At 61.8% G+C, this 20,683-nt stretch carries 15 protein-coding genes; 5 read left to right on the top strand and 10 right to left on the bottom strand.

The genetic code is table 11. The annotated features are described in order from the left end of the window. Positions 1-13: 13 nt before the first annotated feature. Positions 14-3,301 carry a single-stranded-DNA-specific exonuclease RecJ gene (gene recJ, locus V2391_RS06990; RefSeq protein WP_329738757.1) on the bottom strand — a complete coding sequence of 1,096 codons (3,288 nt, stop codon included), beginning with the start codon at positions 3,299-3,301 and terminating at the stop codon, positions 14-16. Positions 3,302-3,577: 276 nt separating this feature from the next. Between recJ and V2391_RS06985 the strand changes: the two genes are divergently transcribed. Continuing rightward, the gene (locus V2391_RS06985; protein ID WP_329738756.1) at positions 3,578-4,348 is read left to right on the top strand and encodes a bile acid:sodium symporter family protein; all 771 of its coding nucleotides are present in this window, start codon (positions 3,578-3,580) and stop codon (positions 4,346-4,348) included. Between the two features lie 30 nt (positions 4,349-4,378). Here V2391_RS06985 and V2391_RS06980 read toward each other — a convergent pair whose 3' ends face one another. From V2391_RS06980 to V2391_RS06945, 8 genes are all read right to left on the bottom strand, one after another. Then, the gene (locus tag V2391_RS06980) at positions 4,379-5,176 is read right to left on the bottom strand and encodes a DUF4931 domain-containing protein (protein WP_329738755.1); all 798 of its coding nucleotides are present in this window, start codon (positions 5,174-5,176) and stop codon (positions 4,379-4,381) included. Positions 5,177-5,179: 3 nt separating this feature from the next. Beyond that, positions 5,180-5,857, bottom strand: coding sequence for a copper homeostasis protein CutC (locus V2391_RS06975; RefSeq protein WP_329738754.1), 678 nt, complete (start codon positions 5,855-5,857; stop codon positions 5,180-5,182). Between the two features lie 172 nt (positions 5,858-6,029). After that, complete coding sequence (locus V2391_RS06970; protein WP_006234438.1) at positions 6,030-6,743, bottom strand: ABC transporter ATP-binding protein; 714 nt, start codon at positions 6,741-6,743, stop codon at positions 6,030-6,032. After that, positions 6,744-7,604: an ABC transporter ATP-binding protein gene (locus V2391_RS06965; RefSeq protein ID WP_055310550.1), complete on the bottom strand. Its 861-nt coding sequence runs from the start codon at positions 7,602-7,604 to the stop codon at positions 6,744-6,746. It lies immediately after the preceding gene. Continuing rightward, positions 7,594-8,673 carry a branched-chain amino acid ABC transporter permease gene (locus tag V2391_RS06960; RefSeq protein WP_329738753.1) on the bottom strand — a complete coding sequence of 360 codons (1,080 nt, stop codon included), beginning with the start codon at positions 8,671-8,673 and terminating at the stop codon, positions 7,594-7,596. The genes V2391_RS06965 and V2391_RS06960 overlap by 11 nt, the downstream gene beginning before the upstream one ends. Before the next feature lie 9 nt (positions 8,674-8,682). Continuing rightward, entirely contained in the window at positions 8,683-9,564 is an 882-nt protein-coding gene (locus V2391_RS06955; protein ID WP_099432746.1) for a branched-chain amino acid ABC transporter permease, read from the bottom strand. Positions 9,565-9,703: 139 nt separating this feature from the next. Beyond that, positions 9,704-10,891 carry an ABC transporter substrate-binding protein gene (locus tag V2391_RS06950; RefSeq protein ID WP_006234442.1) on the bottom strand — a complete coding sequence of 396 codons (1,188 nt, stop codon included), beginning with the start codon at positions 10,889-10,891 and terminating at the stop codon, positions 9,704-9,706. 269 nt (positions 10,892-11,160) lie between these two features. Continuing rightward, complete coding sequence (locus V2391_RS06945; RefSeq protein WP_329738752.1) at positions 11,161-11,514, bottom strand: hypothetical protein; 354 nt, start codon at positions 11,512-11,514, stop codon at positions 11,161-11,163. Positions 11,515-11,698: 184 nt separating this feature from the next. Here V2391_RS06945 and V2391_RS06940 point away from each other — a divergent pair, with 184 nt between their 5' ends. Continuing rightward, positions 11,699-13,042 (top strand): homoserine dehydrogenase, encoded by a 1,344-nt coding sequence (locus V2391_RS06940; RefSeq protein WP_329738751.1) that lies wholly within the window; start codon positions 11,699-11,701, stop codon positions 13,040-13,042. 213 nt (positions 13,043-13,255) lie between these two features. Further along, positions 13,256-14,005, top strand: a complete 750-nt coding sequence (locus V2391_RS06935; protein WP_329738750.1) for an SDR family NAD(P)-dependent oxidoreductase — start codon at positions 13,256-13,258, stop codon at positions 14,003-14,005. A gap of 121 nt (positions 14,006-14,126) precedes the next feature. On the opposite strand, the gene V2391_RS06930 is transcribed toward V2391_RS06935, so the two are convergent. Further along, a complete protein-coding gene (locus V2391_RS06930; RefSeq protein ID WP_329738749.1) occupies positions 14,127-15,689 on the bottom strand; it encodes a cation:proton antiporter domain-containing protein in 1,563 nt (520 codons plus the stop codon). Positions 15,690-15,873: 184 nt separating this feature from the next. Here V2391_RS06930 and V2391_RS06925 point away from each other — a divergent pair, with 184 nt between their 5' ends. Then, a complete protein-coding gene (locus V2391_RS06925; RefSeq protein WP_329738748.1) occupies positions 15,874-19,620 on the top strand; it encodes a phosphoribosylformylglycinamidine synthase in 3,747 nt (1,248 codons plus the stop codon). Positions 19,621-19,719: 99 nt separating this feature from the next. Continuing rightward, positions 19,720-20,655 carry a DMT family transporter gene (locus V2391_RS06920; protein ID WP_329738747.1) on the top strand — a complete coding sequence of 312 codons (936 nt, stop codon included), beginning with the start codon at positions 19,720-19,722 and terminating at the stop codon, positions 20,653-20,655. Positions 20,656-20,683 lie beyond the last annotated feature (28 nt).

The raw sequence follows: 20,683 nt of genomic DNA, 5'->3' as shown, positions 1-20,683 counted from the left end.
GAGCTCCCCTTCCCTAGGCCCGCGGTACGATCGGGCGGTTAACTTTGGCTAGCATATCAGAAGCGCATGAATCGAGCGCCCAACTCCGGAAAGCCGAGAACTCCATACGCGAGCGCAAGCCCTCCAAATAGCGAATTGACCTGCTCAATTGCACGCGGCCGGGGTTTTCCGCCATTGAGATGCGACGCGTATCGTCAAACCCCGAAACCCGGCAAAAACCGAGTTCTTCGAAGATTCCCAGGCCGCTTGCCACCGATCGCTCATCGACCGGCGTGCGCGCGTCGATTGCAAGGCACATCTGCGCAATGTCGATATCGCTTGCGCAGAATGAATCGTCCCCCGTCTTGCCACGGTTAGAGCGCCACATGGTCTGCAGCGCTCGATAGAGCGTGACGAGCTCATCGCGCTCGGGCGCATAGCAGTCGAGCAGGCGCTCGTTAATACGAGCGTCACGCGACGAATAGAGCAGGTGAATCACGGCGGGCTGTCCATCGCGGCCGGCACGGCCACTCATCTGGTTAAACTCAATCGCGCCAAACGGCATGTGGTAGAGCACGACATGACGGATATCGGGCAGGTTGACGCCTTCACCGAAGGCCGAAGTTGAAACGATGCAGCTGAGACTTCCGTCTCTAAAGGCTTCCTCAATACGGCGGCGATCGGAGCGCGCAAGCCCAGCGTTATAGAACGCGATATGGGTCGCACAGTCGGGCACGCGTTTGCGCAACGTCTTGGCAAGCGCCACGGACTGGTCGCGCGAGTTCACATAGATAACGGTCTTCTCCCCCGTCGCCACGATCGACACCAGACGATTTTCGCGGCTCGCAAGGTCGCGGTCGTCCTCGAGTTGTAGGTTCTCGCGAACGGTCTCGTCGACCACCGTGCTGGTAATCGGCAATACGCGAGCAAGCTCTGCCACAACCGGAGCCGTCGCGGTAGCCGTTGCCGCCATGACAACGGGGTCGCCCAGGGCTTTGAGGATATCGGGCATGTCGAGGTATGCACACCGGTCGCCGCCTTTGGCAAGACCGGCATGGTGCGCCTCATCGATAACGACAAAGCCGATACGTCCAGAACGTGCAAAGCGATCGCGATGGATAGAAAGGAACTCAGGCGTCGTGAGCACGATGCCGGTGCGGCCCGAAGCCAAGCCGGCAAACACGTCATCGCGCGCCGCGTCCACGGTCTCGCCGGTCAGCACGCCTACGCCAATGCCGAGCGTGGCCATCGTCGACGAGAGGTGATAGGCCTGGTCGGCAACGAGCGCACGCAGCGGATAGACAAAAATGCTCGCACGCCCGCGAAGGACCGCCTCGCGTGCGGCATGTACATGGAAAATCAGAGACTTGCCGCGCCCCGTTCCCATAACGGCCAGAACACTTTGGTGATCGGCCAGGGCATCAAGCGCCTCGACCTGTGCGCGGTGCGGCTGGTTCGATCCGATAAAGCTGTGAATGAGCGAGCGCGTGAGCTCGGTATAGGAAAGCTGGGCAAGCGTCTCGCGCTTACGCGACTCAAGGCGAAGATCGGAGTCCGCCGGCTGCACGCCACGGCGAAGCTCACATGCCGGATCGTCGATATTGGGCGCCGTGGTATCGCGCACCAAGACATCTTTAATCATGAGCTTGGGCTTTACACGTCCCTGCCAATGCTCGGCGACTGCCTCGAACACCAAGTCGACGGCGCTGTCGCAATTGATAAGCCTGTCGATCTGCGGCACACGAAACATGATGGCCGGCACACTTGCGGCGCCATCCGTCGCCACGAAGCGCATATGCTCGCCAGTCTTACCCACCACGGCGCGGTCACACATCGTCACGCCCTCGGCAGCCAGTAGCGGCACCTTATTACCCTGGCCAAACGGCTCAAGGCGAGAAATCTGCTCGATGGTCTCAATATTCAATTCGGAAAGGTCAACCGTGGCGGCAACCTCGTCGGTATCCTCAAAGTCCTCGGCGGGAAGCTCGGACAACACAGCGGAAAGACGTCGACGAAACTCATCGAGCTTAGATGCCTCGACGGTCACGCCCACCGCACCGGCATGTCCGCCGCGGCGAATCAGCAGGTCGGAACAGCGCTCGACGGCTTCGAACAGGTTGACCTTGCCCACCGAGCGACCCGAGCCACGTGCTATACCGTCCTCGATAGAGAAGAGCAACGCCGGCACGTGATATCGGTTGGTGAGGCGGCTCGCCACGATGCCCTTAACGCCCTCGTGCCAGCCTTCGCCGCCCACGACAATCGCGCGCCCGCCATCATAGGTCTCCTCGACCTTTGCCATGGCATCGCGCGTGAGCTCCGCCTCAATCTCGCGACGCTGACGGTTGATCTCCTCGAGCTCGGCAGCCAGCGCGCTTGCCTCGATAGGATCGCGGGCAAGCAGCAGGTCGAGCGCCAGCTTGGGATCGGCCATGCGGCCGGCGGCGTTTAAGCGGGGAATGAGCGAAAACGACAGGCCGTCGGCCGTAATGGTAGAAAGGTCGGCCTTGGCAAGTGCGGCAAGCGCGATATAGCCGGGACGGGCCGTCACGCGCATCTGCTGGATGCCCTCGGCGACCAGCGCGCGATTCTCGGGCGTGAGCGGCATCATGTCGGACACGGTGCCCAGCGCCGCGACCTCTATCAGCGAACGCCAATACGACGGCTTGCCCAAACGCTCACCCAGGACCTGCACCAGCTTGAGCGCCACGCCGGCGCCGGCAAGTTCACGCGAAGGACCCTCATCCTCGAGCTTAGGGTCGGTCAGGGGCACGCCCTGCGGCACCTGGTCGGACGGCTCATGGTGGTCCGTAACCACCAGATCGATTCCCAGGCTCTCCAGATAGGAGACCTCCTCCTTAGCCGCGATACCGTTATCGACGGTCACGATCAGATTGGGTTGGGCAAGCTCGTTAACGCGGTCGAGCGCCGCGCGCGAAAGGCCATAACCCTCGTCAAAGCGGTGCGGAATAAACGGTGTGACATTGGCGCCAAACGTTCGCAGCGCCTCGGTCAACAGACAAGTCGACGTAATGCCATCGACGTCAAAATCACCAAAGACGGCGATGCGTTCGCGGTTGCGGATGGCGCGCTCGACACGATCGGCAACAACCGACATGCCCGGAATGACGAGCGGATCGGCCCAGTCGCGATCGAGCGAAGGCGTCAAAAATAGCTGTCCTTCCTCAATCGAGGCAATGCCGTGCGCAACCATAATGCGCGCCACCAGCCCGGGTATGCCCAGACCAGCCGAAAGCTCCTTTTCGAGCTCGGGATTTTGCTGAGCGACCGCCCAGCGATGCGTCGTCTTAAGCGATGACATAGGCGCCCACCCCCGATAGGGGCAGGTCGCCGCGATACCTCTCACGGTTCATAGCGATGAGTCCTCTGTGTATGCCCGCTTCGGCAGGCAGATCTGTTGAACGGGTTTATTATACCGTGCGGCACGGACGCAGAGCCTCGCAGCACGCCGTGGTTTCGGTAAACGATGCCGGTAATACCCTCGAAATAATCGAGCGTTTCTAACGCACGGATGCATGCGAGCGTCTAGCATATCCATTCAAAACGGATTTACGAGCAAAGGGAGTCACAAGAGCAGATGAAGCAATGGGTTGGACTGGGAAAGTTCCTCGCGGGGCATATGCAGGTCATCGTTCCGATTTGCGTAACGCTCGGTGTGCTCTTTCCCCAGCAGATCGGCGTACTTAAGCCCATCGTTCCCACTCTCTTCGCCTTTATGACGTTCCAAGGCGCGCTCAGTAACACCTTCCACCAGGTAGCCGAGGTGTTCCGCCGTCCGCTGCACCTGATTTTGGCGCTGCTCGTCTCGGCGGTGCTTATTCCCATAGCAGCTTATGCCATGGGATCGCTGTTCTTTGGCTCCAACCCCAACCTTGTCTGCGGCATCGTGATCAACGAGCTCACGCGTGGATGGGGACACGAGAAGCTCTCCCCCGCGCTCTCGCCCGCCTGCAAGTTCATGATGATGGGCGTCATCGCGTCCAACTCCACCGCTATGAGCGAGTACGTGCTGCACGTGAACGTGGTGCGCCTAGAAGTCGCCCTCTTTATTTTGACCTTCGCCATCAGCGGCTTTGTCGTCGGTTTTCTGGTCGCCCGTGCGCTCCATCTGCCATATAGCGAGACGACTACCATGTGCTTTACCTGCGGCATGCGTAACATCTCTTCGGGCGCCGTCATCGCTACGCAGTACTTTCCAGGCGAAGTCGTGTTTCCCGTCATGTGCGGAACGCTATTTCAGCAGATACTCGCCTCGCTTATCGGGCATCTCTTTGAGCGTCTGACCGGCGAGGAGCGCGCCGCCCAGCGCAAGCGGGTCGAGGCCGGCCGCGACGCCATGGCACGCTAGACTGCCCGCATTACACGGGTGTTAGTCTTGCTATGCGAGCGTTTCCAGATGCGCACGCAGGCGCTCGGCATCGATATCGAGCGTTGTCTCGGCATTGACCTGGGCCAAACGATAGCCGACAAAGTAGGGCGAAACCACCCAACGCGGCAGCGCCTTGGCAATGGTCCGACCGCCCAGGTGATAGAAGAACAAGTTGTACGACTCTGCGCGACCACCGTGGTGCTCGTTCAGGATATAGCGCAGAGCCACCTGGATCGCATCGGCGAAGAGATCCGCCTCGGCTTGATCTCGTATGTCATCGCTGGCGGCGATTCCCTGTGGGGCTGAAACGTTAATCTCAAAGAACCCCATGATCGGTTCGGTTGAGATGTTGACCGAGATTCTCCCCTGTTGCCAGACATTGATGCCTTCGAAGTTGGCGGGGGCTAGTGCCGCATAGCCGTCTTCCTGCTCCAAACCCACAATCTGCATGTGCGGATGAACGAGACTACCGCCCGAGAGAGGACCCTTGTTCTTGTACATGAGCACGCTTCGATACTGCTGTGAATCGATCATCTGCTGCCAGCAATCCAGGGCAAACCTCATCACATGGTGGAGTTCATCCGGCTCATAGGTCGCCAGGTCGGCATCGTGATCGGCTGACTCGATCAGCACGGTTTGACGGGTGGCGCGCAGGGTTTTGAACTTATTCTCGAGCCAGATGCAGTCGCCGTCGCGCCGGATGATATTGGCGAGTCCCTCGGTATCGCAAAAGGGGCACGCGGTGCCAGGGCGCCGGTTGTCGTCGGGCTTGCCGCTCGCCTGCCGAACGTCAAATACCAGCGCCACGGGTTACGCCTCCAGCGGCACGATCTTGGTGCCATGGAGCTCGGAGACGCCAAGTGCTGCCGCAACGGCATCACGGTTGGCCGTGGAAATGCCGCCGCCGGGAAGGATGGTCAGGCGGTCGGCCGCATATTCGACAAGACGCGATAGGTGCTCCAGATTGTCCTCGATCGGCGTTCCGGCAGCACCACCATGCGTCAGGATGCGCATGATGCCGCAGTCGGCGAGCGTGTCGACGGCATCGAGCTGAGCCTCGAGCGAGAGCTGATCAAAGGCCATGTGGAAGGTGATGTCGATGGGCTCACGCTTGCATTCCTCGGTCGCGCAGCCCGCAGCCATCACGAGGGCGCCGAGTGTAAGCTCATCGAGTGCCCATACGCCAGCGCAGGGTTTGCAGCAGCCAAAGACCAAGCCGTCGACGCCCGCACTCACGGCAAGGCCCAAATCCACCTCCATCATGCGCAGCTCGTCCTGGTTGTAGTGAAAGTCGCCGCCACGCGGACGGATCATGCACATCACTCGCGCGTCATGCTCGTGAGCATAGCTGACCGTAGCGCTGATAACGCCAGCCGAGGGCGTAGTACCACCGACGGCAAGGTTGTCACAAAGTTCGATACGCCTTGCACCGGCATCGATAGCCGCCGGCACTCGCTCAAAGTTCTCGGCACAAAACTCGTACAGCATAGATAGACCCCCAGATGACAAACGTTTTCCGATGGGCATTGTCGCACGCCCCCATGAAGTTGCGGTGGAATAGGGACTGTTTTGGCCTCTGAGGCTCCCATTTAGTCCCTATTCCACCGCAACTAAAAAGGGGCGCTGACTGAGATAGTCAGCGCCCCTTTTGTTAGGTGGGTTAGCCTCCGAGGTAGGCTTTACGCACGTTGTCGTCGTGCAGCAGCTCTTGGCCCGTGCCGGTCATGGTGATCTTGCCGGTCTCGAGCACGTAGCCGCGTGTGGCGATGGAAAGAGCCATCTGCGCATTTTGCTCGACCAGAAGCACCGTGGTGCCGGCCTTGTGCAGGTCCTCAACAATCTGGAAGATCTGTTCGATCAGAATCGGCGCCAGGCCCATGGAAGGCTCGTCGAGCATGAGCAGCTTGGGGTTACTCATAAGGGCACGGCCCATAACGAGCATCTGCTGCTCGCCGCCCGAAAGGGTGCCGGCGACCTGGCGACGGCGCTCCTTCAGGCGCGGGAACTGCTCATAGACGCGCTCCAGGCCCGGAGCCACCGTGGACTTGGGCTGTGTATAAGCGCCCATCTCCAGGTTCTCCTCGACCGTCATCTGCAAAAAGGCGCGACGGCCCTCGGGGACCTGAGCCAGGCCCTTACCAACCAGCTTGTCGGCAGGCGTATGGGTAATGTCCTCGCCCATAAACTTGATGGAGCCGGTCTTGGAACGCAGCAGGCCCGAGACGGTCTTAAGCGTCGTGGACTTACCGGCGCCGTTGGCACCGATCAGAGCCACGATCTCGCCCTCGTTGACGTTAAAGGAGATGTCCTTGATGGCGTGGATAGCGCCGTACCAGACGTTGATGTTGTAGACGGAAAGCATCGGCTCTGCCATTTAGTTCTCCCCCTTATCCTGCTTGCCCAGATACGCCTCGATAACGGCGTCGTTGTTCTGGATTTCCTCGGCCGTGCCCTTGGCGATGACCTTACCAAAGTTGAGCACACAGATGCCCTCGCAAATATTCATGACGAGCGACATGTCGTGCTCGATAAGCATGATGGCAATGCCGAAGGTGTCGCGAATCTTAACGATGTTCTCCATGAGTTCCGCGGTCTCGGACGGGTTCATGCCGGCGGCAGGCTCGTCGAGCAGCAGCAGTTTGGGGTTGGTGGCAAGCGCGCGGACGATCTCCAGACGACGCTGGGCGCCGTAAGGCAGCGAGCCAGCCTGCTCGTTTGCCAGATGCTCCATATCAAAGATGGACAGCAGCTCCATGGCACGCTCGTGGGCGGCCTTCTCGTGCTTCCAATACGTCGGCAGGCGCAGCACGCCCTCAAAGCCGGAGTAACGCTCCTGGTTATGCAGGCCGACCTTAACGTTATCCTCCACCGTCATGGTGTTGAACAGGCGAATGTTCTGGAACGTACGGGCAATACCCATGCGGTTGACCTGGTAGACCGACTTGCCCGAGGTGTCCTCGCCGTCGAGCAGGATGGTGCCGTGCGTGGGCTGATACACCTTGGTGAGCAGGTTGAAGACCGTGGTCTTACCGGCACCGTTGGGGCCGATCAGACCGGCGATCTCGGTCTTGCCGATAGTCAGGCTAAAGTCGTCGACTGCCTTAAGGCCACCGAACTCAATGCCCAGGTGGATGCACTCGAGTGCAGGGCGCTCGCCCAGGTCGCGGTCGGGAACGATGGCTCCAGAAGGATACGGGACCATCTTGCCCTTCTTGAACTCAAACTTACTGGGCATCGGCTGCCACCTCCTTCTTGGAAGCAAAGCGGTCCTTGACGCGACCGAAGAACGCCTTGAGCTGCGGGTTGTTGGTAAAGATCATGACCAGAATCAACACGATGGCGTAGATGAGCATGCGGTAGTCCGAGAACTGACGGAGCAGCTCGGGGAGCACCGTGAGCAGCGCCGCGGCGATAACGGAGCCGCGCATATTGCCCAGGCCGCCCAGGACCACGAACACCAGAATGAGAATGGAGGTATTGAAGTCGAACTTGGTGGCGGAGAGCTGCGAGAAGTTACCGCCGAAGAGAGCTCCGGCAGCACCGGCGAGGGCAGCGGAAACCACGAAGGCGATCATGCGGTACTCGGTGACGGAGATGCCTACGGACTCGGCAGCGATCTTGTTGTCGCGCACGGCCATAATGGCACGACCGGTACGGCTGCGAACCAGGTTGAGCACGATCACGAGTGCGACCATGACCAGGATGGCACCGGCGAGGAAGGTCGAGTACGTCGACACGCCCGAGGCACCCTGGGCGCCCTTGATGATGGCGGTGCCGTCCTCGAGCAAATGCAGATCGTCGATCGTGGAGTTGCCCGTGATGTTAAAGATCACGTGCAGGCCGCGCGAGTCGACACCCACGATAAGGCAGGTGACGATCTCTTTGATGATCTCGCCAAAAGCCAGGGTCACGATGGCCAGATAGTCGCCGCTCAGGCGCAGGACCGGGATACCGATCAAGAAGCCCAAGACGGCAGCGGCTATAGCGCCGACCACGATGCTGATGACAAGGCGCACCGGATCGGAGGGAACGGCGCTCTCGAGGGCGACGGCGGTGACGATTCCCGTATAGGCACCGACACTCATAAAGCCCGCATGGCCCAGCGACAGGTCGCCTGCGATGCCGACGACGAGGTTGAGGGAAATGGCCATGACGATGTAGGCCGTAATGGGAACCAGCTGACCGGCGATCATGCGCGGAATCATGTGGTTAGACTGCATAAAGAACACGATGGCGAACGCCACAAGGCACATGGCGTACGTGACAAAGTCGTGACGCGTCTGCTTGTCTTTAAGAAACTTCATAACGCTCACCTACACCTTCTCGGGGACGTACTTGCCCAAGAGGCCGGCAGGCTTGACGAGCAGGACGATGATCAAAACACCAAAGACGATGGAGTTGGCAAGGCTCGTGGAAATGTAGGCCTGCGCCATCGCCTCGATGATGCCAATGAGAATGCCGCCGACAAAGGCGCCGGGGATGGAGCCGATGCCACCGAAGACGGCGGCGTCGAAGGCCTTGATGCCAGGCATGGCGCCTGTCGTAGGCTGCAGCACCGGCGAGTAGGAGCACAGCAGCACGCCGGCGATGGCGGCAAGGGCAGAGCCGATGGCAAACGTCATCGAGATGGTGCGGTTGACATTGATGCCCATGAGCTGAGCGGCGGCCTTGTCCTCGGACACGGCGCGCATGGCCTTACCCATCTTGGTCTTACCTGTAAAGAACATCAGGCCGGCCATGATAACCAGGCAGGCGACGATGGTGACGAGCGAGACGGCGCTTACGTTGAACTTGGCCAAGAACTCCGGCACCTGGAAGGTGACGAGCGAAGTGAAGTTCTTGGGCGTGGCGCCCCACAGAAGCTGCGCGGCGTTCTGCAGGAAGTAAGACACGCCGATAGCCGTGATCAGAACGGCCAGCGGGCCTGCTTGGCGCAGCGGCTTATAGGCCAGGCCCTCGATGAGAACACCGAGAACGGTACAGACCACACAAGAGAGAACTACAGATGCCCAACCCGGGAGGCCGAGATACGACGTGGCGCAGAACGAGACATAGGCACCGACCATGATGACGTCGCCGTGAGCGAAGTTCAGCATCTTGGCGATACCGTAGACCATGGTGTAGCCCAACGCGATGATGGCGTAGACGCTGCCCATGGACAGGCCGTTGACCAGGTATTGGATAAAGACCGTCATGTTCCACATCCCCCTTTCGAATAGGTTTCCAGTTGATGTATGAAACAGGGACGTTACATCGTCCCTAGATACCAAGCAAGCAGGGAAGGCCAAAACCTCCCCTGCTTGGGATCAAAACCGCTCTATGTAAGGCGGCCAATTAGGCCTGTACGTACTTGCCGTCGGTGATGACGTACGCCGTGGGCTCCTTCTGGACCTGGCCCTTATCGTTCCAGGTGAGCTTGCCGGTCAGACCGTCAACGGTAATCTTGAGCATAGCCTTGGACAGCTTCTCGGCGACCTCGGTCGGGTCGGCGTCGACACCAAGACCGGCCTCCTTGACGGCCTCGGCCACCGCGTGCACGCCGTCGTAGGCGTCGGCGGCAAACTGGTCGGGGGTATCGCCGTACTTATCCTTGTAAGCGTTGACGAAGTCGGCGTTCTTCTCGTCGTCGGCGGAGAACGGGGTCATGAGCAGCAGACCCTCGGCAAGAGAGGTGTCGAAGCCCTCAACGCCCAGGATGCCGTCCATGCCGTCGCAGCCCATCATCTTGACGTCGTAGCCCATGTCCTTGGCGTTCTTGAGCAGGACGGACGCCGGTGTGTAGTAGATCGGCGCAAAGATCATGGTGGCGCCGGCCTGCTTGGCCTTGGTCAGCTGGTTGGTAAAGCTCGTGGCGGAGTCGTCCTTAAAGGTCTCCTCGTCAACAATCTCGAGCTTGGACTCAGCGGCCTGGGCCTTAAAGGAATCTGCGATGCCCGAAGAATAGGCGTCGCCGGAGTTATAGAACAGCACGAACTTCTCGTCCGCATACTTCTGCGCCAGGAACTTGGCAGCGTTGACACCCTGGTTGGGGTCGGTGAAGCAAACCTGGAAGACGCAATCCTTGCCGTCGGTGACGTCCTCGGAGGACGCGGACGGGGTGATCATGAACGTCTTGGGGTCGTTACCGCACTCGGCGGCAACGGCAACCGACGCACCCGTGGTGGTCGGGCCGACGAGGGCCTGCATGCCCCAGTCGAGCAGGGTGTTGAAGGCGTTGACGGCCTTCTCACCGTCGGCCTGGTCGTCCTCGGCCTTGCTGGCAAGCGGCAGCTCCTTGGTGGAGAAGTCCTTGCAGCCAAGCTCGACACCCTGGGTAACGGACTTGCCGTAGGACGCGTTGGCGCCGGTCAGCGGGCCGATGGTGCCAATCTTGAACGAAGCGTCGCTCGAAGCGGAACCGCTGTCGCCGCCGTTGGAGGAGCAGCCAGCTAGAATGGACATCGCCCCCAGACCTGCTGCGCTCGCGATAACGCTCCTGCGATTCATAACAGGGTTCAATGACTTACCGGTGAGGCTCGACATGCGGCTCTCCTCTCAAATCTCGTCGGGTTTCGGTAACCCGACAGGCCATCCTTCGCCGTGTTCGGCGTTCGCAAAATAGTAGACGCTTTAGTTGAGAAAAGTGGCGATTATTTCAACTTTTCTTTTGCTTTGTCCATTTTTCCATAGTTCTGCGTATTCCTGTCTGTTTATGCAGTTTAGCCACTTTATTGTGTGACAGTAATGTTTCCGTTCTGTTACAGGCATCCTTGCCCTGAATAAAACGGCCCCACCAGTCTCGTTATATGCACTTAGGCGGCGATGTACTTGCCGTCCTGAATCACATAGGCCGTAGCGGGCTTCTCGACCTGGCCCTCGTCGTTCCACGTCAGCTCGCCCGTCAGGCCCTCGACCTTGATCTTGCGCATGGCCTTGGTCAGCTGGTTGGTAAAGCTCGTGGCAGAATCGTCCTTAAAGGTCTCGGTATCGACGATGTCGAGCTTGGACGCCTTGGCCTGCTCGGCAAAGGCGTCGGCAGCGCCCGAGCTGCATGTATCGCCGGAGTTGTAGAACAGGGCGATCTTGGCGTCTGCATACTTCTCAGCCAAGAACTTCGCGGCGCTGGCGCCCATGGTGGGGTCGGTGAAGCAAACCTTATGGCGCAAACGTTGACAGTTTGTTACGGAGTTCCGTTTGTAGCGAGCATGTTTCCAATGTTTCCGCAGCGTTTCGGGGGTGCCGTTTTGTGCGACTCCTGTTGCCTGGCGAGCACGCGCCCTCGGTTCACGCTAGAATGCACTCAACCTTTAAGCGGTTAATCCATCCATAAGATGCACGAAGGAGCTATCTATGAGCGAACCCCTGCGCACCGTGAACGTCGGTCTGATCGGTCTGGGAACCGTCGGCGGCGGCGTGGCCCGTCTGATCAAGAGCCACCACGATGAGTACCTGGCAGCCTACGGCATCGACCTTAAGCTGACCCGCGCCTGCGCGCTTGCCTGGGAGCAGGCTGAGGCAGCCGGCATTGAGCGTGAGGCCTTTACGGGCGACTGGCACGATGTCGTCACCGACCCCGCCGTCGACATCGTCGTCGAGCTGATCGGTGGTGAGCATCCCGCAACCGAGATCTTCACCACTGCCTTTGAGCACGGCAAGCACGTCGTCTCTGCCAACAAGGCCCTGCTGGGCCGTCACGTCGAGACGCTCGCCGAGAAGGCGCGCGCGTGCGGCGTGCAGATTAAGTGCGAGGCCAGCTGCGGCGGCGGCATCCCCATTGTGAGCACGCTCGAGCACGACCTGGTGGGCAACAAGATCCTGACCATCGCCGGCATTCTCAACGGCACCACCAACTATATCCTGTCGCGCATGGACGCCGAGGGCGCCGATTACGCCGACGTGCTCGCCGACGCACAGGCTAAGGGCTATGCCGAGGCCGACCCGTCCGCCGACGTCGACGGCTTCGATGCCGCCAGCAAGACGGCGATCCTCGCCTCCATCGGCTTTGGCACCCGCGTGACCACCGACGACGTATATCAGCAGGGCATCCGCACCATCGGTGCCGAGGACATCACCCAGGCCCGCGAGCTCGGCTACACCATCAAGCTGCTGGGCATCGCCCGCAACACCGACGCCGGCGTCGACGTTCGTGTGCACCCCACGCTGATCCCCGCCGACCACATGCTTGCCAAGGTCAACGGCGCCATGAACGCTGTCTACGTGGTAGGCGACGCCGTGGGCGAGACCATGTTCTACGGTGCCGGTGCAGGCTCCTTCCCCACCGCAAGCGCCGTCGTGGGCGACATCCTGTCGCTCTCCGAGCAGATCAGCCGCGGCGTGGCTCCGCTGCCCGAGATTGAGCCCTATGGCCACAACCTCGCCTTTAAGCCCATGGACGAGCTCACGACCAAGTACTATGTACGCCTGAAGGTCGCCGACCGCGTGGGCGCCCTGTCCGAGACGGTCGACATCTTTGCCAAGCACAACATCTCGATCTCGCTCATCAACCAGGTCGAGGACGGCAAGTCGGGCGTCAGCGATGCCTGCTCGGTCATCTTCCTGACGCACCGCGCGCTCGAGAAGGACGTCCAGGCTGCCGCCGCCGAGCTTGCCAGCGTGTACTGCGTGGCCGAGGTCGCCAACGTCCTGCGCATCGAGGACGTTGAGGCTTGGACCGAAGGCGTCATGGCCAACTAACCCAACGCTCGCCTAGCGATACGCGCTTTAGGGGCTCCCGTCCGATATGGGACGGGAGCCCTTTTGTCTCCTGCCCTAGCACAACGGCAGAGCACATCTGCGCGAGCCGCTCATCGGTAACGCGAGCTACCGTTCACCGATATGCAAACGCGGCCGATTCCGGCTACCGCTACGCTGTGCTGCGAATGTCCGCCCGCGATGAGAGGAAGTACCATGTTGCTCGAGGGCAAGAAAGCAATCATCACCGGAGGCACACGCGGTATCGGCTATGCCATCGCCTGCCGTTTTATCGAGGAGGGCGCCGCCGTCACCGTCTTTGGCTCGCGTCAGGAGACCGCCGATGCGGCCGTTGAGAAGCTGGCAGCCGCCTATCCCGACGCCAAGGTCTGGGGCCGCTCCTGCGACCTCACCTCGCTCGAAGCCATGACCGAGGCCTTTACCCAGGCTGCCGCCGACATGGGCGGCTTGGACACAGTCGTCAACAATGCCGGTATCTCCCAGCGCTCGCCTCTCTTGGACTACACGGCCGAGGAGTTCGCAAAGGTCATGGACCTCAACGTCGTCGCCGTCTTTAACGGCCACCAGGCGGCCGCCAAGATTATGACCGAGGCCGGCCACGGCGGCACCATCACCACCACGAGCTCGATGGTCGCCAAGTACGGTCAGCCCTCTGGCGTCGGCTACCCCACGTCCAAGTTTGCCGTCAACGGCATGGTCCAGTCGCTCTCTCGCGAGCTCGCCCCCATGGGCATTCGCGTCAACGCCGTCGCCCCAGGCGTAACCAAGACCGACATGGTCGCCAACCTGCCCGAAGAGGTCATCAAGCCCATCATCGCCACCATCCCACTCGGCCGCATGGGCGAGCCCGAGGACGTCGCCAACGCCTTCGTTTTCCTAGCGAGCGACATGTCATCCTATGTCACGGGCGCCGTGCTCCCCGTCGACGGAGCCGCCCGCTCCTAAAGGTCGCAAGCCACGACTTCGAACCTCAACGAGGCCCAACGCAAAAGGCGCGCTGTCTGCATCAACCGCAGACAGCGCGCCTTCTATTATTTGGACGGAACCCGTATCCCGACATTCCTTGCTACTTGCCGTCGTCGTCCTCGGCTTCTTCTCTTGCATAGAGCTCCAGCATGCGGCGGCGGTATTCGCGCACGGCGAGCTTGGCGCGCTCCAGGCGGCGGCGCTCACGCGGAGTCAGCTCGGACGGGTCAACCTCATCACCATAGGTCTTATCGGCAAGCAGGCGCGCCGCGTCCACAATGCGGGCATCGATGTGGCCGCTCGCCGCCTCGGCGGAAAGACGCTCGGCAATCGTATCGAGCGTAGGCAGGCCCTCGAATACGCGACCATGTCCATGCGAGGTCAGCAGCTCGTGCTCTCGTGCGAGCAGACTCGCCAAATCGTGATGAGCGCGCAGGATATCGAGCGCATCGGATGGATGCTCGGCAACCTCTGCCACGGCGGCGACCGGCGCGGCATCGACCACGCGGTAGAAGAGCTGCGCGAGCAATGGCATCAAGAACACCGTGATGGCACCGGCGGCAACCATGACCGACGCAATATCTTGCGACAGCGCGCCCGCGTTGACGGCAACGCTCGTCACGGCAACGATGATCGGCAGGGCCGTGGTGCAGTACAGGGCCACGGTAATGCGACCATACGCCGACACATCGCGCGTCGCAGGACAAATGCTCATAGAGATGAGAATGGGCACGGCGCGAATGATAAGCAACGCCACGATAAAGCCCGCGAGCAGCCCGGGGCGTGACGCCACGGCCGTCAGGTCGATCTTTGCGCCCGATACGGTAAAGAACACCGGAATCAAAAAGCCGTAGGCCAGGCCGTCGAGCTTGGTCTCGAGCGTATGGTTGCCCTCGGGGATGATATAGCGCAGGACAAAGCCGGCGGCAAAAGAACCCAACACGATGTCGAGATCAAAGACGGCCGAGAACGCCACGAGCGTGACCAGGATGAGCACCGTCAGGCGCACGAAGGTCTGCGACGTGGTATCGGCACGCTCCTCGACAAACGCAAAGAAGCGGCTGCCGACGCGCTTGGAGCGGCTTGGGACCACGGCCAGCAACACGCAAACCACCGCAAACAAGCCAAGGATTACGAGCGTTTGGATGCCAGTGCGAGCAGACAGCAGCACCGACATGGCGAGCACGGGACCGAGCTCGCCCCAAGTGCCATACGCGAGAATCGAGTCGCCCACACGCGTGCCGATGAGCGAGCGCTCACGCATGATGGGCACGAGCGTGCCGAGCGCCGTAGAAGTGAGGGCAAGCGTCACGGCGATGCCGTCGAAATGACTGACCGAGAACCACGGGGTAAAGCGCACGGCAAGCCAGGCGATACCAAACGTGACGACCCACGTCGCCAAGCCGTAGCGCCCCTCGACGCCCGTAATGCTCTTGGGGTCGATCTCAAAGCCGGCAAGCAGGAACAAAAAGGCCAGGCCGAGCTCGGACACAAGCGAGACCTCGGCATCTACATGGATGACGCCGAGCATATGGGGTCCCAGCACCGCGCCGAGCACGAGCAAAAAGACGGTCTCGGGAACGGGTTTTCCGGGAATCGCCGAGGCGATGAAGGGGCTTGCGAAGGCCACGAGTGCGATGATGGCGAGCGAAACGAATGCCATGTGATGCCTTTCTCTTGTTTGCGCTTCACTGTAGCACCCTCGCCGTCCTCAACGCGCCGCGAGCTGTCGTATCATAGTGAGGTTTACAAACATGTGGCTCAAGGCGACCGCAGGGCAGACCCCGCAAACCGACCGCTGCCGCATACCGTACCGTACGCCCAACCGATCAGGAAGGCAGGAACCAATGGTCTCTCGTATCTACGTGGAGAAGAAACCCGGGTTCGACGTCGAGGCTCAGCAGCTCAAGGGCGAGCTGACCGAAATTCTCGGCATCAAGGGCATCGAGGCCCTGAGGATCATCAACCGCTACGACGTCGAGGGCATCGACGAGGAGCTTTTCCGCTCCTGCGTGCCGACCGTCTTTAGCGAGCCCCAGGTCGATGTGACCTACGACGAGCTCCCCGCAAGCGATGGCGCCGTCTTTGCCGTCGAATTCCTGCCTGGCCAGTTTGACCAGCGCGCCGACTCCGCCAGCGAGTGCGTGCAGCTCATCAGCCAGGGCGAGCGCCCCGCCGTGCGCTCCGCCAAGGTCTATATGATCTTGGGCGCCCTGGACGAGGCCGCCATCGAAGCCATCAAGCACTACGTGGTGAACCCCGTCGAAGCGCGCATCGCCTCGCTCGACCTGCCCGAAACGCTGTACATGAAGACACCCGAGCCGCAGCCTGTCGAAGTGCTCGACGGTTTCCGCGAGCTCGACGAGGCCGGCCTTGCCGCCTTTATCGCCGAGCGCGGCCTTGCCATGGACGAGGCGGACATCGCCTTCTGCCAGCAGTACTTCCGCGATGAGGACCGCGACCCCACCATCACCGAAATCCGCGTGATCGACACCTACTGGTCCGATCACTGCCGTCACACCACCTTCGGCACCGTCCTGGACGACGTGACGATCGACGACGCCGTGGTGCAGCAGGCCTTCGACCGCTACATGGAGATGCGCCACGAGCTCGGTCGCGACGCCAAGCCCGTCTGCCTCATGGACATGGGCACCATCGGCGCCAAGTACCTTAAGAAGACCGGCGTCATGACCGATGTCGATGAGTCCGAGGAGATCAACGCCTGCACCGTCAAGGTGAAGGTCGATGTCGACGGCGAGGACCAGGACTGGCTGTTCCTGTTTAAGAACGAGACCCACAACCACCCGACCGAGATCGAGCCCTTCGGCGGTGCCGCCACCTGCGTGGGCGGCGCCATCCGCGACCCGCTCTCGGGCCGCAGCTACGTGTACCAGGCCATGCGTGTCACCGGCGCCGGCGACCCCACCGTCCCCGTGTCTGAGACCCTCGAGGGCAAGCTGCCGCAGCGCAAGCTCGTGACCACCGCTGCCGCCGGCTACTCCAGCTACGGCAACCAGATCGGCCTTGCCACCGGTCAGGTCAACGAGCTCTATCACCCCGGTTACGTGGCCAAGCGCATGGAGGTCGGCGCCGTCGTGGGCGCTACCCCGGCAAACCACGTTCGTCGCGAGTGCCCCGCCCCCACCGACAAGATCATCCTGCTGGGTGGCCGCACCGGCCGTGACGGCATCGGTGGCGCCACCGGCTCCTCCAAGACCCAGAACACCGAGTCCATCGAGACCTCGGGCGCCGAGGTCCAGAAGGGCAACGCCCCGGTCGAGCGCAAGCTGCAGCGTCTGTTCCGCCGCGGCGACGCCTGCCGTCTGATCAAGCGCTGCAACGACTTTGGCGCCGGCGGCGTCTCGGTCGCCGTGGGCGAGCTTGCCGACGGCCTGTATGTCGACCTGGACACCGTGACCAAAAAGTACGACGGCCTGGACGGCACCGAGCTCGCTATCTCCGAGTCCCAGGAGCGCATGGCCTGCGCCGTCGCCGACGGCGACGTCGAGGAGTTCATGGGCTACGCCGCCGAGGAGAACCTGGAGGCGACCGTTATCGCCGAGGTTACCGCCGAGCCGCGCATGCGCATGGCCTGGAACGGTGTCGCCATCGTCGACCTATCCCGCGAGTTCCTCAACTCCAACGGCGCGCCCAAGCACCAGGTCGCCCACGTGTGCGCCCGCAGCGTGTGGCAGCCCAGCTGGGCCGGCACCACACTTGTCGAGCGCATGACCTCGCTTGTCACCGACCTCAACGTCGCCTCCAACAAGGGCCTTTCCGAGCGCTTCGACTCCACCATCGGTGCCGCAACCGTGCTCATGCCTTTTGGCGGCAAGACGCAGCTCACCCCCAGCTCGGCCATGGTCGCCAAGTTCCCCGTGGACGGCGAGACCACCACGGCGAGTGCCATGGCATGGGGCTTCAACCCCTATCTGATGGAGGCCGACCAGTTTGCGGGCGCCTATCTGTCCGTGGTCGAATCCATCGCCAAGCTCGTGGCCGCTGGCTTTGAGCACAAGCGCGCCTACCTCTCCTTCCAGGAGTACTTCGAGCGCCTGCGCACCGAGGCCGAGCGCTGGGGCAAGCCCATGGCTGCCGTCCTGGGCGCCCTTATGGCTCAGGTCGACCTGGGTGCCGGCGCCATCGGCGGCAAGGACTCCATGAGTGGCTCGTTTGAGGACGAAGCCGGCGAGCTCAACGTTCCGCCGACCCTGATCAGCTTCGCTGTCGCTGTGGGTAAGGCCGCCCGCGCCGTCTCCCCTGAGTTCAAGGGCCTCACGCACCGCGTCGTCCGCATCGCCCCCGCCACCTATGGCGAGGACTACCGCCCCGACGCCCATCAGCTGCTCGCCGCGTTTGACGCCGTCGAGGCGCTCACCGCCACCGGCGCAGCCCTGGCCGTCTCCACGCCCGGCTACGGCTGCGGCGCCGAGAGCCTCTTTAAGATGTGCGTCGGCAACCAGATCGGTATCGAGCTTGCCGAGGATGTAGACGTGGAGAGCCTCTTCACCCCGCTCTACGGCAGCTTTATCGTCGAGCTCGCCGAGGATGCCGAGCTGCCCGAGGTCGCCGACGGCGTTGTCGTCGAGCCCCTTGGTACCACCGTCGAGGGCTATGTCATCGACACCGGCTCCGAGATCATCGAGCTCTCCGAGCTCCAGGAGGCCTGGGAGAGCGGCATCGAGGGCGTCTTCGCCTACCGCAGCGCCGGCGAGACCCCCGAGGTCGAGACCATCGACTTCCGCGCCAAGGACATCCACGTGTACGGCGGCGCCAAGATCGCCCGCCCGCGCGTGATCATCCCCGTGTTCCCCGGCAACAACTGCGAGTACGACAGCGCCCGCGCCTTCCGTGCCGCCGGTGCCGAGGCCGACACCTTCGTGATCAACAACCTCACGCCCGAGGCGGTCGCCGAGAGCACCCACGAGCTTGCCCGCCGCATCCGTGCAAGCCAGATCGTCATGATCCCCGGCGGCTTCTCGGGCGGCGACGAGCCCGACGGCTCTGCCAAGTTCATTACGGCGTTCTTCCGCGCTCCCGAGGTCACCGAGGCAGTCCGCGACCTGCTCAAGGCCCGCGATGGCCTGATGCTGGGCATCTGCAACGGCTTCCAGGCCCTGGTCAAGCTCGGCCTGGTGCCCTACGGCGACATCGTCGACGCCACGCCCGATGCGCCCACGCTGACGTTCAACACCATCGGTCGCCATCAGAGCCGCCTGGTGCGCACCCGCATCTCGTCCAACCTGTCCCCGTGGCTGTCGCAGTGCAGCCTCGACGACCCCTACACCGTCGCCATCAGCCACGGCGAGGGCCGCTTTGTCGCCAACGACGAGGTACTCGCCCAGCTCATCGCCAATGGCCAGGTCGCCACGCAGTACGTGGGCGAGGACGGAAAGCCCAGCATGGACCTCTCCGTCAACCCCAACGGCTCCGCACTCGCCATCGAGGGCATCACGAGCCCCGACGGCCGCGTCCTGGGCAAGATGGGCCATGCTGAGCGTCGCGGCGACAACCTGTACCGTAACGTGCCCGAGCATGTCCCCGGCGACAAGTTCATGCCGATCTTTGAGAGCGGCGTAGCCTACTTCGCCTAAACCTATCCCATCGGGTACAATCCCTTCGGGTAGTATCACCCGCCACCGACACATCCGGTGGCGGGTTCTTTTTTGCTTCGCGCATGTAGAAAGGACATCATGGAAAGCCGCAAGCCGTATCTCGCCACCCTGCCCGGACTCATCCTGGGCTGTCTCGTTTGCTGCGCGCTCTGGGGCTCCGCCTTCCCCTGCATCAAGATCGGCTACGGCCTCTTTGGCATTCCCGCGCACGACAGCGCCTCGCAGCTGCTCTTCGCGGGTCTGCGCTTCACCCTTGCCGGCATGCTGGTCATTGTTGGCATGAGCGTGGCCCAGCGCCGACCGCTCGTTCCGCAAGCCCGTGATATCAAGCCCATCTGCATCTTGTCGCTCTTCCAGACCATTGGCCAGTACTTCTTTTTCTACCTTGGTCTCTCCCGTGCAAGCGCTATGTCAAGCTCCATCATCGAGGCCAGCGCCAACTTCTTGGCTATCCTCTTTGCCGCTCTGGCGTTTCGCACCGAAAAGCTCAATACGGCCAAGGTGCTCGGCTGCGTACTGGGCTTTGCCGGCGTCGCACTCGTCAACCTTTCGGGCGCGGACGGCACCTTTGGCTTTACGCTCGACGGCGAGGGCTTCATCCTGGCCTCCACCGTCGCGGGTGCCCTTTCGACCTGCCTGATCGGCATCTTCTCGCGCGAGCACGACGGCGTTTTGCTTGCCGGGTGGCAGTTCTTGGTCGGCGGCCTGGTCCTCACCGCCATCGGCTCTTTGATGGGTGGCGCGCTCTCCCCCACGGCGATTGCCCCTGCCGTCGCGCTCATCATCTACATGGCGCTTATCTCCGCGGTCGCCTACTCGCTGTGGTCGCGCCTACTTGCCGTCAACCCCGTCAGCCGCGTCTCGGTCTTTGGTTTTATGAACCCCGTCTTTGGTGTGCTGCTGAGCGCGCTGCTGCTCGGCGAGGGCGCTGACACGAGCCCCGTTACCGTCATCGTTGCCCTGCTGTTGGTCTGCGGCGGCATCATCATCGTCAACAAACCCAAAAAAGCCTAACGAACTGCCCTTATTTAGCAGAGGGGAT

The sequence above is a fragment of the Collinsella sp. CM84Y_54 genome (genome assembly GCF_036317945.1).
In the GTDB taxonomy this organism is placed as follows: Bacteria; Actinomycetota; Coriobacteriia; order Coriobacteriales; family Coriobacteriaceae; genus Collinsella.
This window is presented reverse-complemented; position numbering and strand designations above follow the sequence as displayed.

Bases quoted from the DNA above. Each gene is read 5' to 3' on its own strand.
- V2391_RS06960 (WP_329738753.1), bottom strand. From the start codon at position 8,673: ATGAAGTTTCTTAAAGACAAGCAGACGCGTCACGACTTTGTCACGTAC.
- V2391_RS06975 (WP_329738754.1), bottom strand. From the start codon at position 5,857: ATGCTGTACGAGTTTTGTGCCGAGAACTTTGAGCGAGTGCCGGCGGCT.
- recJ (WP_329738757.1), bottom strand. From the start codon at position 3,301: ATGTCATCGCTTAAGACGACGCATCGCTGGGCGGTCGCTCAGCAAAAT.
- V2391_RS06965 (WP_055310550.1), bottom strand. From the start codon at position 7,604: ATGCCCAGTAAGTTTGAGTTCAAGAAGGGCAAGATGGTCCCGTATCCT.
- V2391_RS06955 (WP_099432746.1), bottom strand. From the start codon at position 9,564: ATGACGGTCTTTATCCAATACCTGGTCAACGGCCTGTCCATGGGCAGC.
- V2391_RS06985 (WP_329738756.1), top strand. From the start codon at position 3,578: ATGAAGCAATGGGTTGGACTGGGAAAGTTCCTCGCGGGGCATATGCAG.
- V2391_RS06950 (WP_006234442.1), bottom strand. From the start codon at position 10,891: ATGTCGAGCCTCACCGGTAAGTCATTGAACCCTGTTATGAATCGCAGG.
- V2391_RS06940 (WP_329738751.1), top strand. From the start codon at position 11,699: ATGAGCGAACCCCTGCGCACCGTGAACGTCGGTCTGATCGGTCTGGGA.
- V2391_RS06970 (WP_006234438.1), bottom strand. From the start codon at position 6,743: ATGGCAGAGCCGATGCTTTCCGTCTACAACATCAACGTCTGGTACGGC.
- V2391_RS06930 (WP_329738749.1), bottom strand. From the start codon at position 15,689: ATGGCATTCGTTTCGCTCGCCATCATCGCACTCGTGGCCTTCGCAAGC.
- V2391_RS06925 (WP_329738748.1), top strand. From the start codon at position 15,874: ATGGTCTCTCGTATCTACGTGGAGAAGAAACCCGGGTTCGACGTCGAG.
- V2391_RS06935 (WP_329738750.1), top strand. From the start codon at position 13,256: ATGTTGCTCGAGGGCAAGAAAGCAATCATCACCGGAGGCACACGCGGT.
- V2391_RS06920 (WP_329738747.1), top strand. From the start codon at position 19,720: ATGGAAAGCCGCAAGCCGTATCTCGCCACCCTGCCCGGACTCATCCTG.